The 17,898-nt window shown below is 71.6% G+C and carries 20 protein-coding genes; 8 read left to right on the top strand and 12 right to left on the bottom strand.

Going from position 1 to position 17,898, the window contains the following annotated elements:
• Positions 1-46: 46 nt before the first annotated feature.
• From ACFRAR_RS35860 to ACFRAR_RS35840, 5 genes are all read right to left on the bottom strand, one after another.
• A complete protein-coding gene (locus ACFRAR_RS35860) occupies positions 47-499 on the bottom strand; it encodes a GNAT family N-acetyltransferase (RefSeq protein WP_380704101.1) in 453 nt (150 codons plus the stop codon).
• Positions 500-572: 73 nt separating this feature from the next.
• A complete protein-coding gene (locus tag ACFRAR_RS35855; RefSeq protein ID WP_380704099.1) occupies positions 573-1,301 on the bottom strand; it encodes a GNAT family N-acetyltransferase in 729 nt (242 codons plus the stop codon).
• Between the two features lie 447 nt (positions 1,302-1,748).
• Complete coding sequence (locus ACFRAR_RS35850) at positions 1,749-2,510, bottom strand: SDR family NAD(P)-dependent oxidoreductase (RefSeq protein ID WP_380704097.1); 762 nt, start codon at positions 2,508-2,510, stop codon at positions 1,749-1,751.
• 499 nt (positions 2,511-3,009) lie between these two features.
• Positions 3,010-3,660: a TetR/AcrR family transcriptional regulator gene (locus ACFRAR_RS35845; RefSeq protein ID WP_380704095.1), complete on the bottom strand. Its 651-nt coding sequence runs from the start codon at positions 3,658-3,660 to the stop codon at positions 3,010-3,012.
• A 213-nt stretch (positions 3,661-3,873) separates the two neighbouring features.
• Positions 3,874-5,262 carry an FAD-dependent oxidoreductase gene (locus ACFRAR_RS35840; RefSeq protein WP_380704093.1) on the bottom strand — a complete coding sequence of 463 codons (1,389 nt, stop codon included), beginning with the start codon at positions 5,260-5,262 and terminating at the stop codon, positions 3,874-3,876.
• 149 nt (positions 5,263-5,411) lie between these two features.
• Here ACFRAR_RS35840 and ACFRAR_RS35835 point away from each other — a divergent pair, with 149 nt between their 5' ends.
• Both ACFRAR_RS35835 and ACFRAR_RS35830 read left to right on the top strand, forming a co-directional pair.
• Positions 5,412-5,765 carry an ArsR/SmtB family transcription factor gene (locus tag ACFRAR_RS35835; RefSeq protein WP_380704091.1) on the top strand — a complete coding sequence of 118 codons (354 nt, stop codon included), beginning with the start codon at positions 5,412-5,414 and terminating at the stop codon, positions 5,763-5,765.
• A 23-nt stretch (positions 5,766-5,788) separates the two neighbouring features.
• Positions 5,789-6,292, top strand: a complete 504-nt coding sequence (locus ACFRAR_RS35830; RefSeq protein WP_380704089.1) for a GNAT family N-acetyltransferase — start codon at positions 5,789-5,791, stop codon at positions 6,290-6,292.
• 172 nt (positions 6,293-6,464) lie between these two features.
• Here the strand turns inward: ACFRAR_RS35830 and ACFRAR_RS35825 are convergent, their stop codons facing one another.
• From ACFRAR_RS35825 to ACFRAR_RS35810, 4 genes are all read right to left on the bottom strand, one after another.
• Positions 6,465-6,752, bottom strand: coding sequence for an aspartate/glutamate racemase family protein (locus tag ACFRAR_RS35825; RefSeq protein WP_380704087.1), 288 nt, complete (start codon positions 6,750-6,752; stop codon positions 6,465-6,467).
• A gap of 48 nt (positions 6,753-6,800) precedes the next feature.
• A complete protein-coding gene (locus ACFRAR_RS35820; protein WP_380704085.1) occupies positions 6,801-7,382 on the bottom strand; it encodes a GNAT family N-acetyltransferase in 582 nt (193 codons plus the stop codon).
• A 45-nt stretch (positions 7,383-7,427) separates the two neighbouring features.
• Positions 7,428-7,862, bottom strand: a complete 435-nt coding sequence (locus tag ACFRAR_RS35815) for a VOC family protein (protein ID WP_380704083.1) — start codon at positions 7,860-7,862, stop codon at positions 7,428-7,430.
• Between the two features lie 159 nt (positions 7,863-8,021).
• Complete coding sequence (locus ACFRAR_RS35810) at positions 8,022-8,858, bottom strand: TetR/AcrR family transcriptional regulator (protein ID WP_380704080.1); 837 nt, start codon at positions 8,856-8,858, stop codon at positions 8,022-8,024.
• A gap of 214 nt (positions 8,859-9,072) precedes the next feature.
• Between ACFRAR_RS35810 and ACFRAR_RS35805 the strand changes: the two genes are divergently transcribed.
• The gene (locus ACFRAR_RS35805) at positions 9,073-10,674 is read left to right on the top strand and encodes an MFS transporter (protein WP_380704078.1); all 1,602 of its coding nucleotides are present in this window, start codon (positions 9,073-9,075) and stop codon (positions 10,672-10,674) included.
• Between the two features lie 10 nt (positions 10,675-10,684).
• Here ACFRAR_RS35805 and ACFRAR_RS35800 read toward each other — a convergent pair whose 3' ends face one another.
• Positions 10,685-11,284, bottom strand: coding sequence for a hypothetical protein (locus tag ACFRAR_RS35800; protein ID WP_380704076.1), 600 nt, complete (start codon positions 11,282-11,284; stop codon positions 10,685-10,687).
• A gap of 514 nt (positions 11,285-11,798) precedes the next feature.
• On the opposite strand from ACFRAR_RS35800, the gene ACFRAR_RS35795 reads away from it, so the two are divergent.
• The 3 genes from ACFRAR_RS35795 to ACFRAR_RS35785 all read left to right on the top strand — a co-directional run bounded on the left by ACFRAR_RS35795 (position 11,799) and on the right by ACFRAR_RS35785 (position 15,349).
• Positions 11,799-12,527, top strand: a complete 729-nt coding sequence (locus tag ACFRAR_RS35795) for an HAD family hydrolase (RefSeq protein WP_380704074.1) — start codon at positions 11,799-11,801, stop codon at positions 12,525-12,527.
• A gap of 922 nt (positions 12,528-13,449) precedes the next feature.
• Positions 13,450-14,085 (top strand): DUF7003 family protein, encoded by a 636-nt coding sequence (locus ACFRAR_RS35790; RefSeq protein ID WP_380704105.1) that lies wholly within the window; start codon positions 13,450-13,452, stop codon positions 14,083-14,085.
• 529 nt (positions 14,086-14,614) lie between these two features.
• Positions 14,615-15,349, top strand: a complete 735-nt coding sequence (locus ACFRAR_RS35785) for a hypothetical protein (protein ID WP_380704103.1) — start codon at positions 14,615-14,617, stop codon at positions 15,347-15,349.
• A gap of 106 nt (positions 15,350-15,455) precedes the next feature.
• Here ACFRAR_RS35785 and ACFRAR_RS35780 read toward each other — a convergent pair whose 3' ends face one another.
• A complete protein-coding gene (locus ACFRAR_RS35780; protein WP_380704072.1) occupies positions 15,456-15,785 on the bottom strand; it encodes a winged helix-turn-helix domain-containing protein in 330 nt (109 codons plus the stop codon).
• Positions 15,782-16,387: a hypothetical protein gene (locus ACFRAR_RS35775; RefSeq protein ID WP_380704070.1), complete on the bottom strand. Its 606-nt coding sequence runs from the start codon at positions 16,385-16,387 to the stop codon at positions 15,782-15,784. The genes ACFRAR_RS35780 and ACFRAR_RS35775 overlap by 4 nt, the downstream gene beginning before the upstream one ends.
• 177 nt (positions 16,388-16,564) lie before the next feature.
• Between ACFRAR_RS35775 and ACFRAR_RS35770 the strand changes: the two genes are divergently transcribed.
• Together ACFRAR_RS35770 and ACFRAR_RS35765 are read left to right on the top strand one after the other, a co-directional pair.
• Positions 16,565-17,032 (top strand): MarR family winged helix-turn-helix transcriptional regulator, encoded by a 468-nt coding sequence (locus ACFRAR_RS35770; protein WP_380704068.1) that lies wholly within the window; start codon positions 16,565-16,567, stop codon positions 17,030-17,032.
• Positions 17,029-17,844, top strand: a complete 816-nt coding sequence (locus ACFRAR_RS35765) for an NAD-dependent epimerase/dehydratase family protein (protein ID WP_380704066.1) — start codon at positions 17,029-17,031, stop codon at positions 17,842-17,844. The genes ACFRAR_RS35770 and ACFRAR_RS35765 overlap by 4 nt, the downstream gene beginning before the upstream one ends.
• The last annotated feature ends 54 nt before the right edge of the window (positions 17,845-17,898 follow it).

Here is a 17,898-nt window from a genome sequence, read left to right as displayed (position 1 = left end):
GCCGCCGACGGTGTACGCCGTCGGCGGTCGGCCGGACGGCTGCTCGCTAGACCCCGCTCTCGTACGTGACCCAGCTCGTGCGCTCCGCGACGGTGTTGTACAGCGCCTGGGCCTGGTCGTTGTCCTCCGCGGTGACCCACTGCACGAAGGATCGCCCCTCGGCGGCGGCGAGTTCTCGCAGCCGCTGGATGAGCGCCCGTCCGACGCCCCGGCCGCGGACCGCGGGATCGGTGAACAGGTCGTCCAGGAAGATGCCCGTCGTCCCGGTGTACGGGGAGGGGACAGGGCGGTAGTGCGCGAACCCGACGACGGCGCCGTCGACCTCCGCGACGAGGGCGTCGCACTCGTGCGCGGGATCCGTCAGCCAGGCCCAGACGCGGGAGACCACCTCCTCGGACTCCTCCAGCCGGTAGAACTCGCGGTACTGGCGGAACAGCACACGCCAGCGGGCTTGATCGGCCGTGGCGAGGGGGCGGATGGTCAGGGCGGTCGAGGTCATGTGGTGCTCTTTCCTTCTTCGTACGCGGGCGGGGTGTGAGCGCGGGCGCGCTACGAGCGGTCGATGCCGCCCGTCAGCGGCCCGGCTCCTCGACGTCGGCGCGGACGGCGGACAGGGGCCGCTTCTGCTGCCCCTCCCCGTCGAAGTTGTCCGGCGAGAGCCACTCCCGCAGCGCCTTGCCGACGCGCGGCCACTCGGAGTCGATGACGGAGAACCAGGCGGTGTCGCGGCTGCGGCCCTTGTAGACCATGGCCTGGCGGAAGATCCCCTCGAAGGTGAAGCCCAGCCGCAGGGCCGCGTTGCGCGAGGGCGCGTTGAGGCTGTCGCACTTCCACTCGTAGCGGCGGTAGCCGAGCTCGTCGAAGACGTAGGACATCAGCAGGAACTGGGCCTCGGTGGACACCGGGGTCCGCTTCAGCAACGGCGAGAAGGTCACGCTGCCGACCTCGACGACGCCGTCTTCCGGCTCCTGGCGCATCAGGGCGAGGGTGCCCACGGCCTTGCCGGTGCGCGAGTCGACGACCGCGTAGTGCAGGGGGTCGTCCGACTGCGCCACCTCCGTCACGTAGGCGCGGTAGTCGGCCGCGGACTCGAAGGGGCCGGTCACCATGTAGGTCCAGTCCGCGCCGTCCGCCGCCAGGGCGTAGGCGGCGTGCAGGTCGTCGGCGTGGCGGTCCGCGTCCAGGGGCTCCACCTGGCAGAGGCGGCCCTCCAGGGTGACCCGGGCGGGCGCGGGACGCGCCGTCCACTCGGGCAGCGGGTGGCCGACGGGCTGGCCGTACTCGTTGAGGCGTGCGGACATGCGCTTCTCCTGGTGTGTGCCGGTCCCTCCAGACTAGGGCTCTCGTGGCCCCTCGATAAGGTCCACGCGCCGGTCATTCCATGGGGCCACGACGGGCGAACCCGCTCCCGGAGACCCAGGTGAAAGAGGACAGAGCAGTGCCGGCCGACAACAAGGCCTGCGGGTCTCAGTCGGAATCCGGAGACGGCCGGGGTGGGCGACGACGAGCGTGCGGGCACGGTCTTCCGTCACGGTGATCAGGGACTCGACACCTCATGATCACCCGAAGGCCGCGCCCGCCTCCGCTCCCCCGAACTCCGGCCTCGCCCCAGGAATCTGAAATGCCGTCACATCAGGCAGACCCACGGAAACGGCGTCGCCCTGGAACGGCTGCCGCCGTCATCGCCACACCGCGCTCGGAGGCCTCCCACCGATCAGGCGAGTCGACAACGCTGCGGGTCGACACACCTAACGGGCGACCACCGCGACGGTGGTACGGCCACCGTCGACGTCCAGGACGATGCCGTGGACGAACGCGGACTCGTCACTGGCGAGGTAGACCGCCGCCTCGGCAACATCGGCGGGGTGGCCCATCCGCCCAGCGGGGGTCCCGTTCATCATCACCTCGCCCGGGCGGACCTCACCCGGCACCTTCTCGTGCACCACGCCGGGCGAGATGGCATTGACACGGACCCCCTGCGGCCCGTACTCGGCGGCCCAGGCCCGCGTGAGGGTCTCCACCGCGCCCTTGGTGGAGCTGTACAGCGCGCTCGGAATGCCGAGCCGGGCGATCCACGACCCCAGATTGATGATCACTCCGCTGCCTGCCTCGACCATGGACGGTGCGACAGCGGCCGTCAGGAAGAACGCCGCCTTCACGTTCACGCCGTAGACCTGGTCGAAGGTCTTCTCGTCGATCGCGGACGTGCCGCCGCCGGGGTAGATGCCGGCGTTGTTGACCAGGATGTCGATCCGCCCGCCGAGCGCGGACTCGGCGTCCTTCGCCAGTGCGCGCGAGGCCTCCGGGCTGCCGTCCAGATCCGCCTTCACGAACTGCGCGCGCCCGCCGTGGGACCGGATCCGCCCCACGACCTCGGCGCCGCGCTCCTCGCTGCGTCCGGAGACCACCACGTGTGCGCCCTGCCGTGCGAACGCCTCCGCGATCGCGCGTCCGATGTTGCTGGTCGCGCCGGTCACCAGCGCCGTCTTGCCCTCAAGCCGTCCGGCCATATGCCTGTACTCCTTGCCGTTTTCCCGCGTGGGGCCGGCGCGCCGCACCCCCTCCGGCCCGCCCGCCGCGCCCGGATCGTTCCGGGCGCAGTGCCAGGCTGCGGAAACAAAATTGGACTTGCAAGTCCAAAATATGGCGACGGCCGCCCGGCAGCCCTGTCCGCCCTCCGCTCCACCCGGCTCCCTCCCCGGCGGGAACGTGCCCGCAAGGCGCCGCGCCACCGGACGAACTGCGGCGGGACTGCCCCGAACGGCCCCCTGGGAACGGACTTGCCGTCGCACGCACGCGGGCGAAGCGGTCGATCTGGTCGCCGCCCGCACGGTCACGCCGAGGACCGGCGCCCGGTACCCGCTCGCGGACGCGGCGAAGGCCCGCCCACGTGGACCCCGCCCCGCACCGGACCGTCGCCAAGCTCCTGCCCTGCTCCTGCTCCTACTCCTGCTCCCGCCATGACCGCCCACCGGTGGCGGCGCTCGTGGGCGTTCCCCGGGTCGCAGGTCAGCGGGCCGTGATCGCCACCGGCCGCTGGTCGGCCAAGCGGTGCAGGTCACCGATCGCGTGGTCGAGTGCGACCCGCAGGTGGTAGGCCTGCCCGGTTGACTGAAGGATCGTCACCCCGCCTTGGATCGCCGCCAGCAGTGCCGCCGCCCGTTCCTCCACATCCACCTCTCGGGGCAGGTGGCCGGCCGCCTGCAGGGCACGGATGCCCACCGCCAGGTACTCCTGCCAGCGATGCAGCAGTTCCACCACGATCGCCCGCGCCCCGGGCGTGCTTCGGCCCAGGTGGAGTGAGAGCGACCCGAGCGGACACCGGTCGCCCTGCTCCTCGTAACGCCTGATCATCACGTCCCGCCACTGCTGCCAGGCCTCCCACGAGTCCAGGCAGCCCAGGTGAGGCTGCTGGTCCTCCAGGACCTGCTCGGCCTCGAACCGGGCCACCGCGAGCAGCAGGTCCTCCTTGCCGCCGGGGAAGTAGTGGAACAGCTGGCTCTTGCTGGTGCGGGTGCGAGCCATCACCTCGTCCAGGGTGGTCTGCTCGATGCCCTTCTCGCGCAGCACCAGCGCCGCGCCCTCGACGATGCGGCCACGGGTCGCCCGTCCCTTCGCCGTCAGCTCCTTGCCCACGACGCCTCCCTCGGAATGGACCATGCAGTCCATTGTATGCCGACGTGGGACACCGCACCGCATACCCCGGGCCGGCGAGCCGCTCACCCGAGCCGGGAGCAGGGGGCGTTGCGGCGGGCGGCGATCGCCGTGATCCACGGGAACCGGCCGCTGCCGCACCAGCGCCCGAGGAAGCCGCCCTGACACGAGATGCCCTCTCCGAGCAAGACCCAGGCCACCGCGCGCGGCCGCGACGGGTCAGCAGCAGCCGCCGGCGGCCGGGGCCTGGCCGGTCGGGGCGGTCAGTCCGATGACCACGGGGACGGCGGCGGGGACAGGAGCTGCGACGGGTGCGGCGCAACAGCCGCCGCTCTCCTGGGTGTCGGGCTGGTCGAAGAGGCCCGCGCCGCCGCAGACGCCCGTCTCGGGGAGGGTGAGTTCGACGCGCCGGGCGGCGTCGTGGTCGCCGGCGAGATGGGCGGCGATGGAGCGGACCTGCTCGTAGCCGGTCATGGCGAGGAACGTCGGGGCGCGGCCGTAGGACTTCATGCCGACGAGGTGGACGCCCTGCTCGGGGTGGGACAGTTCGCCGACGCCGTGCGGGTAGACGGTGCCGCAGGAGTGCTGGTTGGGGTCGATCAGCGGGGCCAGGCCGGCCGGAGCCTGGAGGCGCTCGTCCAGGCCGAGGCGCAGCTCGGTCAGGAACGACAGGTCGGGCCGCAGGCCGGTGAGGACGATGATCTCGTCGAGGTCGTCGGCGCGGTGGCCGTCATCGCCGACGAGGGCGAGCTTGTCGCCGTGCCGCTCGACGGCGGTGGTGCGGAAGCCGGTCAGCGCGGTGGCGTGGCCGCCTTCGACGGCGGCCCTGGCGGCGAGTCCGAGGGCGCCGCGGGCGGGGAGCTGGTCGGCGGTGCCGCCGCCGAAGGTGGAGCCGCCGATGCCACGGCGCAGGATCCACACGGCGTGGGTGCCGGGCTCGGTCTCCGCGAGGTCGGCGAGGGCGGCCAGGGCGGTGAAGGCGGAGGCGCCGGAGCCGACGACGGCGGTGCGCCTGCCGGCGTGGCGGGCGCGGACGGCGGGGTCCGCCAGGTCGGGGACGCGGTAGGAGATGCGGCCGGCGTGGGCCTTCTCGCCGAGGGCGGGCAGACCGTCGGCGCCGAGGGGGCCGGGGGTGTTCCAGGTGCCGGAGGCGTCGATGACCGCGGCGGCGGTGATCCGCTCCTCGCGGCCGTCGGCGTGCTCGACGTGGACGGTGAAGGGCTGGTCCTCGCGGCCGGAGTCGACGACGCGGTCACGGCCGGCGCGGGCGACGCCGGTGACGCGGGCACCGTAGCGGACCGTGTCGCCGAGCGCGTCGGCGAGCGGCTGGAGGTACCGCTCGGCCCAGTCGGCGCCGGTGGGGTAGGCGGTGGGGTCGGGGCGGGTCCAGCCGGTGGGGGCGAGCAGCTTCTCGGCGGCGGGGTCGACGAGTTCGGCCCAGGTGGAGAACAGCCGCACGTGCCCCCACTCGCGCACCGAGGCGCCGGCGGCGGGCCCGGCTTCGAGGACCAGGGCGGGCAGGCCGCGCCCGGTGAGGTGGGCGGCGGCGGCCAGGCCGATCGGGCCTGCGCCGATGACGAGGACGGGCAGGTCGGTTCCGGGGTTCATGGTGGTCCTCTCCCCTTCGGGACGATCGGGTGTGCGAGGTGTGGGAGGTGTGCGGGTGCGGCCTCGCCGACCCGACTGATTCGACAAACGTCGATGTGTTGACGGTGTCGACCTTGCCACCTCGATTCGACAGGTGTCAACATAGACACATGTCGAATCTGGAGCTGTCGGTGCTTGAGCCCGAGGCCGTACCGTGCTGCCCGCCACTGACCTCGGCGGAGCTGTCCGAGGCGGACGCGGTGAGGATGGCGGCGATGTTCAAGGCACTGTCGGACCCGGTGCGGCTGCGGCTGTTCTCGAAGGTCGCCTCACACGAGGGCGCGGAGGCGTGCGTGTGCGACATCCAGGACGTCGGGGTGTCCCAGCCGACCGTCTCGCACCACCTGAAGAAGCTGCGCGAGGCCGGACTGCTGACCAGCGAGCGGCGCGGGACCTGGGTGTACTACCGGGTGGAGCCGTCCGTGGTGGCCGCCATGGCCGCCCTGCTCGACCTCGGCCGCTGACCCGCCGGCCGAAGGAACCCAGGATGCCGCACACCGCCACCACCCTCGCCCCGATGGGGCACGAGCACGCCGAGCAGGTCCTGGCGATCTACCAGGCGGGCATCGAGGAGGGCAACGCCACCTTCGAGACCGCCACGCCGACCTGGGAGCAGTTCAACGCCTCCCGGCTGCCGGCGCACCGCCACGTCGCCCTCGACCGGGACGGCCGGGTCCTGGGCTGGGCCGCCGTGAGCGCGGTCTCCGCCCGGCCCGCCTACGCGGGGGTGGTCGAGCACTCCGTCTACGTCCACCCCGACGCCTGCGGCCGGGGCGTCGCCGGCCGGCTGCTGGCGGCGCTGATCGCCTCCACCGAGCGGGCCGGAATCTGGACCGTCCAGTCCGGAGTGTTCCCGGAGAACACCGCCAGCCTCGCCCTGCACGCCGGGGCCGGGTTCCGGGTGGTCGGCACCCGCGAACGTATCGCCCGCCACCACGGCGTGTGGCGCGACGTCGTGCTGATCGAACGCCGCAGCCCCGCCATCGGCTGAGTACCGTCCTGTTCGTCGAGGCGGCTGCGGCGGCGACCGGCCCTCCGTGAAGCCGCCTGCCCGCGCGGCGCCCGCCCGGCCCCGTGGGACTGGGAACCGCGATGATGCCTCCGCATGCTGCTGCCGATCCCGAGGCAGCACCGGTGCGGGAGGTGTCGCCGTGCGCCGTGCCCTATGGGGCCAGTGCCAGTTCGACGTGCAGGCGGGTGGTGTCGAAGAGCGGCACCCGGGTGTCGGCCGAGCCGATCATCAGCGGGATCTCGGTGCACCCGAGGATCACGCCCTCGGCCCCCCGTTCGGCGAGGGCCTCGACGACCCGCTTGAGCTCCTGCCGCGAGGAGTCCCGGATCCGCCCTCGGGTCGGTTCGTCGTAGACGACGTCGTGGACGAGGGCACGGTCGGGCGCGTGCGGGACGAGAACCCGACCCCCCGAGGTCGGGTGCCACCGTTCGTCCGTCATGACGCCGAGGCCGACGCGAACCGAGCCCGCACGGCCGGGGCCGTTCGATCAGGCCCGATCGGCCTTCCACTCCCGGGCGAGCGTCGCGTAGACGTACTCGCTGCCCCAGCGCTCGCCGTCGAGGTCGCTCTCGACGAGGTGCGCCTCCCGGCGCATGCCGAGACGCTCGCAGACCCGTGCCGATCCGGTGTTGAGCGCGTCCAGGCGGGCGAAGAGCCGGTGGGCGCCCAGCTCGGCGAAGGCCAGCCCGGCGATCGCACGCGCCGCCTCGGTCGCGTAACCCCGGCCGCCGTAGGCCGGGTTGAAGATCCAGCCGATCTCGACCTGGCGCGACCGCGCGCTCGCGAGCTTCAGGACGACCTCGCCGACGACCTTCGCCTCATCGACGGCCTTCGCCTCGCCGACCGGGCAGACGGCGAGGCAGAGGCTGTCTCCGTCCTCGGCCCACGCGGTGCCGGCCGCGCGCCGGGTCAGGCTCTGTACGCACTGGTCACGGGTGAGCGGCGGCCGGTACAGGTAGCGGGCGACTTCGGAGAGGCCCTGATACGCGTGCAGGTCGTCGAGGTCGTCCGGCGTGAACGGGCGCAGCAGGAGCCGTTCGGTGCTGACGGGCAGTGAGAGCGTGGTCATGGATCCGGTGTTCCTCCCCGGGAACTGGTCGTCGGCCCGGCGTCGTCAGTCGAGGCAGAACTCGTTGCCCTCGACGTCCTGCATCGTCAGGCACGACTCGTTGACGCCGTCGGCGCGCTGCAGGTACAGCCGCACCCCGCCGAGCGCGACCAGCCGCGCGCACTCGGCCTCCAGTACGGCCACCCGCTCCTCGCCCACGAGCCCGGCGCCGGCCCGCACGTCGAGGTGCACCCGGTTCTTGACGACCTTGCCCTCGGGAACGCGCTGGAAGTACAGCCGCGGGCCCACGCCGTCGGGGTCGGCGCAGGCCGCCCATTCCGGGCTCTCGTAGTCGGCGGGCCGCTCGCGGTCGAAGTCCTCCCAGGTGGCGTACCCCTCCGGCAGCTGCGGCCCGGTGTATCCCAGCGCCTCGGACCAGAAGCGGGCGACGCGCTGCGGTTCGGCGCAGTCGAAGGTGACTTGGAGCTGCTTGATCGGCATCGGGCCATCATAGGGACGGGGTTCCCCTGCCGCATTCGCATATTTCACCCCGGGCCCGGGCCCGACCCCACGGCCCCCGCGGCCCAGCAGCCCGGCGGCCCCGCGGTCAACTTCCGGCGACGAAACGGGCCTTGGGCCGGCGACTCCCCCGGGCGCGGCTCAGGCGCCGCCGGTGTGCCGTCGCGCGAGGTCGGCCGCGATGCCGTCCAGGACACCGGAGAGACCTGTGGCGAACAGGGCGTCGAGGTCCCAGGGATCGGCGCCCGCGCGCATGGCGCGGGCCAGCCGGGGATACGCCCCGGGTTCGTACAGCGGGTCCTGCGCGCCGTCCGGGGTCTTCGCCCCCTCCCCCGTGGCGGTCCTCGACTGCCGCTCCGCCTCCGCGTCGCTCACCAGGATCAGTGCCACACCCTGCACGTAGGAGGCGAACATGAACATGTACCGGAAGGCATCGGCCGGTTCGAGGTCGAGCCCGTCGAACGAGGAGAAGGCGCTCTCGCTGTCCGCCGCGAGTGCCGGGCTGAAGTACGCACGGGTCGTCATCATGACCCTCGGCAGGATCCACGGGTGGCGGTGGTACAGGTCCCAGTCACGCTGCGCGGCGCGTTCGAGGCCGTGACGCCAGTTCCGCGGGGGCGAGTCGGGCAACGGGATCTCGGCCAGCGCGGCTTCCACCATCAGGGTCACCAGGTCGTCCTTGGACGCCACGTGCCGGTACAGGGACATCGCGCCGGTGCCGAGTTCCGTGGCGGCCCGGCGCATGGACAGCGCGTCGAGCCCCTCCGCGTCCGCGATGACGATCCCGGCCCGCACGATGCGCTCGACGGTGAGCTGCCGCGTGCCGTCGTCCTTCTCCGGGGCACGGACCGGCGCCTCGGCCCTGCGCGTCCGGTAGACCCTCGCCTGGCACGCACGGGAACAGTAGATCCTCGGCCGCCCCCGCTCCGCGGGCTCCAGCACCCTTCCGCACGACGCGCATGTCGGCTGCGCGGACATCGGCACGCTCCTTTTCGTCACACCACTGATGTTGTGACGAAATTCTATCCCGTCAGCACGAGGCGCTCCGGTTCTGCTTCAAACTCGCAGGTGAAAAAGACATTGCCGCATCTTCTCCGGCGTGCGTACTCTGCATGCCGTCAGCGCGTACGTCGTACGCATCCGGAGCGGTCATCACCCGTCTCCGGACCTCGCAGGGACCGGGAGAAGGCCTATGACCGCACCAGAAGGAAGAGCCGGACGCAGGGAGTGGGTCGGCCTGGCCGTCCTGGTGCTGCCCTGCCTGCTCGCGTCCATGGACATGTCCGTCATGTTCATCACCCTCCCCTCCCTGGCGGCCGACCTCGGTCCGAGCGGCTCCGAGCAACTGTGGATCATGGACTCCTACGGGTTCCTCCTCGCCGGCCTGCTCATCACCATGGGCACGCTCGGCGACCGCTTCGGGCGGCGGCGGGTGCTGCTCGCGGGCGCCGCTGCCTTCGGCGTCACCTCGGTCCTCGCGGCCTGCTCGACCAGCCCCGGGACGCTCATCGCGGCCCGGATGCTCCTGGGCATCGCCGGAGCCACCCTGGCACCGTCCACCCTCTCCCTGATCCGGAGCACGTTCCACGACGCCGCGCAGCGAGCCACCGCGGTCGGCATCTGGACCGCCGGATTCGCCGGCGGCGCCGTGCTCGGCCCGATCATCGGCGGCCTGCTCCTGGAGCACTTCTGGTGGGGATCGGTCTTCCTGATCAACGTGCCGGTGATGGTCCTGCTCCTGGTCCTCGGCCCACTGCTGCTCACCGAACACCGCGACCCCGAGCCGGGCCGCTTCGACCTGCCCGGCGCCGCGATGTCCCTCGTGGCCGTGCTCAGCGTCATCTACGGCATCAAGTCCACGGCGGAACACGGCTTCGGGTGGATCCCCCTGGCGTGCTGCGTCGCCGGACTCGCCGTGGGCGCGGCGTTCCTGCTCCGCCAGCACCGGGCCGCGAGCCCGATGATCGACACGAGGCTGTTCCGCAGCCGCCGGTTCACCGTGCCCCTGCTCATCGACGCGCTGGCGACGTTCGGGCTGGTCGGCTTCAGCCTGTTCAACTGGCAGTTCATGCAACTCGTCCTCGGTATGGGGGCGTTGGAGTCGGCCCTGTGGTCCCTGCCCACCTTCCTCGTGATGCCCCTGGGCATCGCGCTGGCCACCGCGGCCGCCCCCCGCGTCGGCAAGCACAACGTGGTCGCCGCCGGGCTGCTCGTGGCGACCGCCGGCTACGTCCTGCTCGCCCTGCTCCGGGCCGGTTCGGGAATCGTCCACCTCGTCGGCGGCATGGCCGTCGTCTCGATCGGCGTCGGCGCCGTCTCCGCCGTCGTCACCGAGGTGATCCTCTCCGCCGCGCCACCACAACGGGCCGGGGCGGCCTCCGCCCTGGCCGAGACCTCGGCCGAGTTCGGCGGCGCCCTGGGCATCGCGATCCTGGGCAGCGTCGGCACCGCGGTCTACCGTTCCGAACTGGCCGCCACGGCTCCCGGCGGCCTCACGTCCGACGTGCTGGAAGCGGCGAAGAGCACCCTGGGCGGCGCGGTCGAGACGGCCGCCACCCTCCCGAAGGGCACCGCCGACTCCCTGCGGGACGCGGCCTTCGACGCCTTCGCCCAGGAGGCCCGAATCGCCTCGATGGTCAGCGCCGTCCTGATGGCCGGGGCGGCCGTCCTCATCGCCACCCTGCTCCGCACCACGCACACCCGGACCGGTCCCGTGGCCACCCCCGCGGCGGCGGAGCACCAGGACGCGGGCGGGGCGGGGAAACCGTCCTCCCGGACGGCCTCGCATCGGTAGCCGACCCGGGTCAGGGGCGCTCTGATCCCACCCCCTTCCGATCCTCCGACCGCACGCGACGGTGGCAGCACCCGGCTCGCCGGCGGGACGACTCCGCGAACGCGGCGTCGGACGGTGCCGCCGGACCGTGCCAGTGGTGCAGCGCCTGGTGGAGCCCGTCGGCGTGGTCGTGACCGGCGACGTGCAGCCAGGCGGTGTGTCCGGCCGGCCGCAGGAGGACGGCGTGGAGTTCGGGGTGGTCGGGGCATGTCGCGGTGACGATGTCCACGCGGTCCGCCCATCCTGCGGCCGACTCGCGGACGGCGCCGCCTGCGGTCAGGTCGAGCAGCAGGCCGCGTCCCGAAGAGAGCAACCCGGCCAGGCGCGTGGGGCTGTTGCCCGTGGTCAAGGCGAGGTCGGGCGCCAGGCGGCCCAGCCAGGGGTGGTCGGAGTCGGGGCGCATCTCGTAGCGGGTGTCCAGTCCGGTGATGGTCTCGGCGAGGGCGCGGTTTCCCGCAGGGTGGCCGGCGACGCGGGTGAGCAGGTCGGCGATCGGCCCGAGCCGATCGCCGATATCACCGACATCGCCGACATCGCCGAGCAGCACCTGGGCCTGGGTGTTGGCCAGCACATGCGCACCAGCGGTGTGGCGTTCGGCGTGGTAGCAGTCGAGCAGGTGGGCCGGCGCGCGGCGCGCAGCTCGACGTGGCGGCCGAGCGCGTCGTCCACAGCGGCTTGGAGCTGGTCCAGGGTGACCGGGGTGTCCTTGTCCGCAGGAGGTCGCCGGTCGGAGGTGATGACCCTGACGTAGCCGGGGCGGGGGATGACGAACACGGTCCCGCCAGGGCCGGTGGTCGCGCCCACCGAACAAGCACCCGACGGAAAGCCGGTGATGCCCCGTCAGGAGATCGCTGCCGTACTCGGACCGGAGCCGGTTCCGGCTACTGTGGAAGGAGTCCGATCGAGGATGAAGCGGCCGGCCGACCAGGGTTGGGCCGACGAGCCCACCTTGGGACGGTTCACCCTCGCCGCCGGGCCGGCCGACGGCTCATCAGCATCGTCATCGACCACGGCACCATCTGCATACGCACGGCGGGGCAGAGAATCGTCTCGTCCTCGCGTGATCGCCAACGAAAGAGCAACCGATGCAACCGACTGTCCTCTTCGACCTGGACGGCCTTCTGATCGACTCCGAGCCGATCTGGGACGCGGCAAAGCGTGAAGTGTTCGGTCCGCTCGGCCTGCACCTCACAACGGAGATGCAGGCGGCGACGCGCGGGCTGCGGCAAAGGGACATGGTGGCCTACTGGTTCGATCGGGCCACCATGCGAGCCGACCCCGACGACGTCGAGCAGCAGATCGTGGCCGCCGTGTGCCGCAGGTTGGAGGGAGTGGCGCTGAAACCCGGCGCCGAACACGCCGTCGCGGCGTGCGCGCGTACATCGAGGGCGATGGCCGTCGTGTCGTCCTCGCCGGAGTCGGTGATTCGGCACGCACTCGCGAGCACCGGCCTTGACCGATCTTTCGATGCCGTGTTCTCGGCCGAAGACGACGAACACGGCAAACCCCACCCGGGCGCCTACCTCCGCGCAGCCGCCGCCCTCGGCGCGTCACCCGACGAATGCGTCGTGATCGAGGACTCGCTCAACGGCGTCCTCGCCGGCGTGTCAGCCCAGATGACGGTCATCGCCGTTCCCGAGGCCGCCGATCGCCGCGATCCTCGCTTCGCGATCGCCACGCTGATACTGGAGTCCCTCAAGGATCTCGACACCTCCGCATTCGGCGCGTACATGTCCGGGGGGAGCCGGGACGCCACGTGGGCATCGCGTGCCGTGGATCCTCAACCGTCGCGCGAACCAGATCGTGCTGTATGACGCCCTCGATCGCGGGTCCGGGCCTTCACGGGTGCAGGCCCGAACCCGCCCCGGGACGGTTCACGCCCGCCGCCAGGCCGGCCAGCGGCTCACGAGCATCGCCATCGACCACGGCACCATCCGCTCCCTCGTAGAACACCAGCTTCGCTTCGGTCGCGGGAACGCGGCTGGGGAGGACCCTGGGTGCGGTATCGCGATGTCCCAGGTCTGTCGGGAGCGGCGAATGCCGCCGTCCGTGTGCTCGAACGGGAGCGGTTGTCTCCGGGCATCGTGGTGGTGGCGCTGAGCGTGTGGTCTGTGCGCGTCCACGGCACCAAGCGCCGATGGAGGCGGTGGGAGGCCGAGTTCACCTGCCCCTGCTGCGGTGAGGGCTGGGCCCGGGACAAACTGCAAGACGTTCTGTTCATGCTTCCGCCAAGGGCCGCCGGAGAACTCCGGGTGCAGGTGGAGCGCCTGGACGTGGTGTTCCTCGGGCGAACGCATCACGAGCCGATGGCAGACCCGGAGTTGGCGTGGTGCCATCGCAGATCCTGACTGTACCCATGTCGCCGACCGATTCGTTGGCTCTTGCATGACTGGTCGGGGAGTTCAGTGGCGCCGAGGCAATCGGAGGGCCGGTCGCCGATCACCCGCCGAGGCTACGGGGACCTCTCCGACACCGAGCCTTATGTGTCCCACGCGGCCCGATGTTCAGCATGCCGAGACCGGAACCTCTTGTCGTCCTGCGGTAGCTGTCAGCCCCGGCGCCTACGGACCGTCACTGGTCACACAACCTGGGCCAGAACCTACTTCACCCCGAAGAAAACAACCTGGAAGAAGTACGCCCCGGAGAGCACACCAAGTGAGTCGTCAGCCGCCGCCACCAGGCAGCAGACTCCCGCCAGGAAGTGGCCGAGCGCCCGGTCCTAGCCTGGAGACCGTGATGACAACCTCGTCGATCCTCGGACAGTTCGATCTCTGCGCGGACAAGGGAGAGTTCCCTGATCTCGACAATGGCTACTACTACCCGGTCGATGCGCGGATCCACTTGCTCGGCGACAGCATACGCTGGGCCGTGGTCGTCGAACTGCTGGGTTACAGCCCGCGCGGCGGCAACCTCATCGACGTCATGCACTGCTTCGGCAACTGTCTGACGCGCGGCGAGCCCGGGTTCGGCGACTTCCTGGCACGGGTGGACAACATGGAGGAGATCGATCCCGACGGCGCCGAGGTCTATGCGGGAGGGGTCCCGGCGGTCGTCCGCGGCATCGCGCTGACGGTAGACGCCGATGCCAACACCCCTCTGCAGGATGTGTTCCGCCTGCTCGCGCCAACGAACAGGAGGCTCCTGCTGGCCGACGAGACGGAGCTGCGGGCCGGCATTCCCTCCGACCTGCCGGAGCTGATGCGACTTGACGAGTGGAACCAACCGGAGGACTTCTGGAATGTCATGCCCAGCGGGCACGAGACGTTCCAGATGATCGCCGAGGTCTTGGACACCGGGGACCCGACCCGGTACCGACCGACGCTCCAGGCGAACACCCACTGGTCCCTCTGGCCGGATGCCGGAACCTTGTAGATCGTCTGCCTGACCGCTGCCGATACAACCGTGCTTCCGGCCCTGCGTTTCTGCGAAAGCCTGTCACCGTTGCGCAGGGCCAACGACCGCCCGCTGCGGCGGACGAACTCGGATCACCCGATCACGGGCTCCTACCAGTACTGGACCCCCGGCCACGCTCGTGTCTGGTCCCGAGCCCCGGCGGGCGCTGCGCGATCGATCCGGCCGCCGGAACCGTGTCGCCGCCCGTGGCGGGCCCGGTCCGGTCGCGGGCCGGTCGCGGGCCGGCGAGGTGCCTGGCGGATAGGCAAGTCGGGACTTGCCTATCGGAACCGCGGGCCTCGGAGTCCGGCGGAGGCCCGCCCGGGCTCGCCCCCGAACCCCCGCAGCAGGGTGTCCACGACCAGGGTGGCCAGGGCGTCGACGTCCGCGTCGGCGGTGCCGCCGTGGTCGGACGGCCTCCCACCGCCCCGGCCGCCGCCCTGAGCTCAGGCCGCCGCGAAATCCACCTGACAGTCGCGGCCTTCTCCGCAATCATGGGCCGGTGGCCATGGAACCCGACATCCTCGACCTGACGATCCGCCGCCCACCACCCGACGGGCCCGGCCTGGAGGTCCGCCCGATCGTCAACGGCCGCGATCTGCTGGCCGGCATACCCTCCAGGTCCGAGGACTTCGATGTCCGGTACGTGGCGTCGAGCATCCGGTACCTGCTGGCCCGGGGCGGGCCGTTGCGCGCCACGGCGACGCCCCACGAGGTTCGGCTCGCCCGATCCGGGTGCGGCTTCGAGACGTGCTGCGGCGCCCTGTACGTGACGGTCGGACGGGACGGGGAGCAGGTCGTCTGGGCGGGCTGGCGCGACGCGACCCGTCCGGACCTCCATCTGCCGGAACTCCGCTTCGCCGCGGACCAGTACGACGCCGAGGTCCTGCGCGCCGAGGAGGACCGCGACTGGGAGTGGCCGGCGGCAGTAGTCGCGACGCTGCTCGAAGCGGGGCTGAGGGAGCGCGAGGACTGGCTCGCCAGGTGGGGGTGCGAGTTGGAGGCCGTCTGGACCTGGCGCGACCAACCCGACCGGATCGAGATCGTCCTGAGGCATCCCCCCGGCCGGGACGGGACGGATCTGCCCTACGCCCAGTTCCAGATGCCCCTCCCGATCTCCGCGGACGCCCCGCCGGAGCAGGCCGAGCGTCTCCTGGCGCAGCTGACCACGGGCGATCCCCGGGCCACCGCCGAGCTCTGCGGAGGCTACAACCCCGAGCAGGTGGGATACCCCTGGCCGTAGCCGTCCGGCGGCCCCACGCCACAGCGCCCCTCGCCTGGTCGGGCGAGGGGCGCTGACGCGGGTGCGGGTGCGAAGTGCCGGTGCGCTACGACATCGGGTGAACGGCTCAGCCGGGGTCCGTGTCCTCCTCCGCCCCCTCCAGCTGATCGATCAGGGCCTTGAGCGTCGCGATCTCGTCCTCCAGGGCCTTCCGGCCGTCCCTGGTGAGCTGGATCCAGGTGCGGGCGCGCTTGCCCTCGTAGCCCTTGTCGATCGTGACCAGCCCCGCCTTCTCCAGCACCCCGAGGTGCTGGGAGAGGTTGCCGCCCGTCAGACCGAGCGAGGTGCGCAGGAACGTGAACTCCACCCGCCGGGCTTCCTTGGTCACGGCGAGAATGCCAAGGCGGACGCGCTGGTGCACGACGTCGTCGAGGCTGCTGGTGGGGTGTTCGGTCATGCGGCCTGCCGCCCCTTGAGCCGTGGCAGCAGAGCGAGGCCCACGCCGCCGAGCAGCAGCACACCTCCTTCGAGCAGGATGCCCGGGAAGCCCCACGGTGAACGGTCGGAAAGATCGGTGGTACTGAGCATGGCGCCAAGGTACCCGCAGGCGATGGCGAGGAGCGCCCAGCTGCGCTCGATCCGGGCGAGCAGCAGCAGCGCCAGGCCGATCGTGCCGGCCGGGCTCAGCACCGTGTCGAAGAACGGGGCGAAGGGCGACGGCCCGCGCAGATCGCCGAGGAACCCCGGGTGCCGGGCCTCCCACACCACGTAGCCGGTGATGAACACCACCAGGGCGATGCCCAGCACCAGGTACGGCCCGACCCGGATGCCCAGGCCGACGCGCGCGGATCGTCGCACGTAGAACCAGGTGATCGCGCCGTAGGCGAGCAGCAGCGCCACCGGCCAGTACCACATGGCCGGCGGCAGGTCGCCGTTGTGGTCGCCCTGGCCGTAGCGGACCACCGGCGCGTTGGCGAAGCGCACGGCGGCGAAGACGAGGAGCGCGAACCAGGCACCGCGCTGCTCGCGGCGGACGTGGCGGACCAAGGCCTGCTTCATCGCCAGGAGTTTGCGGGGGTCGCTCGGGGACGGAACATGATGTGTCGTCACGCCCATCAGGTTTGCATGACAAACCAGTTGTGTCTAGAGATCCATTTGCGAAACCTGATGCCATCTCATCCTCCGCGAACCGTCCGCCCGTTGACACTTCGCTAGCCGCCTAGCAATATTTGTCAGGTGGCTAGCAAAGAAACGCGTGAACAGCACGAATCCACGGGTGCCTGGGCGAAGCGGTACCACCAGACGAGCCAGGCGGTCCTGGAGTCGGTCCTGCGCCCCTACGACCTCGGCCCGACCCAGTGGTACGTGCTCCACCACCTGACCCACGGCGGCCCCGGCAAGCAGCGCGACCTCGCCCAACTCCTGCGCATCGAACGCGCCACGATGACCGGCGTCGTCGCCGCACTGGTCCGCAAGGGACTCGTGGAACAGGTACCCGACCCCGGCGACCTGCGGCAGAAGACGCTGCGCCTGACCGAGGCGGGCAACGAACTGTGGGAACGGCTGCCCGATCCCATCGCCCGCATCCTCTCCGTCGCCTTCGACGGCGTGAGCGAGGAGGAGCAGGCCCTGGTCTCCCGCGTACTGCGCGAGGCCACCGAACGACTCTCACTCCTTCTCAAACAGGGGACACACCTCACATGACGATCCTCGTCACCGGCGCCACCGGCCTGGTCGGCACCCGCCTCCTGCCCCGCCTGATCGAAGCCGGCCTCGACTGCCGCGCCCTCGTCCGGCCCGGCAGGAGCGTCCCCGAAGGGGTCACCCCCGTCGAGGGCGACATCCTGGACGCCGCCTCCCTCGACGGCGCGCTCGACGGCGTCACCGACGTCGTGCACCTGGCCGCCCTCTTCCGCGCCCAGGACGCCGACGCCGTCCACCGCACCAACGTCGAAGGCACCCGCAACCTCATCGCCGCCACCAGGGCCCAGGCCCCGCGGGCACGCGTCACGATGGCCAGCACCAGCCTCGTCTACGGCCCCGGACTGAACCGGCCCGCCCGCGAGGACGACCCCGCCACCGCCGACGCCCCCTACCCGGCCAGCAAGCTCCTGGCCGAAGCCGACCTCAGGGCCAGCGGCCTGAACTGGAGCATCCTGCGCCTCGGCTTCGTCTACGGCGACCAGGACGGCCACCTCGAATCGGCCCCCGGCCTCCTGGCGAACTGGAAGTGGCACCCCGCCCGGGCCCTCAGCCTCGTCCACCACCGTGACATCGCCACCGCCGTACGGCTCGCCCTCACCGGCGCACTCGACGGACACACCGTCAACGTCGTCGACGAGGCCCCCACCACCGTCCACGAGATCGCCCGGATCGTCGGCGCCCCCTACGAGTGCTCCGCCGAACCGCTCACCGACCCCTGGACGGGCCGCACCGACGGCACCCTCCTGCGCAGCCTCGGCTTCACCGCCACCGTCCCCACCGTCCACCAGGCCCAACGCGACGGCCTCCTGTGAGGGACCGCGACACGGCGTCCGCACCGGACCGGTGTCCGGGTCGGGTGCGGGGGC

Source organism: Kitasatospora sp. NPDC056651 (genome assembly GCF_042792155.1).
GTDB lineage: Bacteria > Actinomycetota > Actinomycetes > Streptomycetales > Streptomycetaceae > Kitasatospora.
The sequence above is the reverse complement of the archived record's forward strand: the minus strand, read 5'-3'. Positions and strand labels throughout refer to the sequence as shown.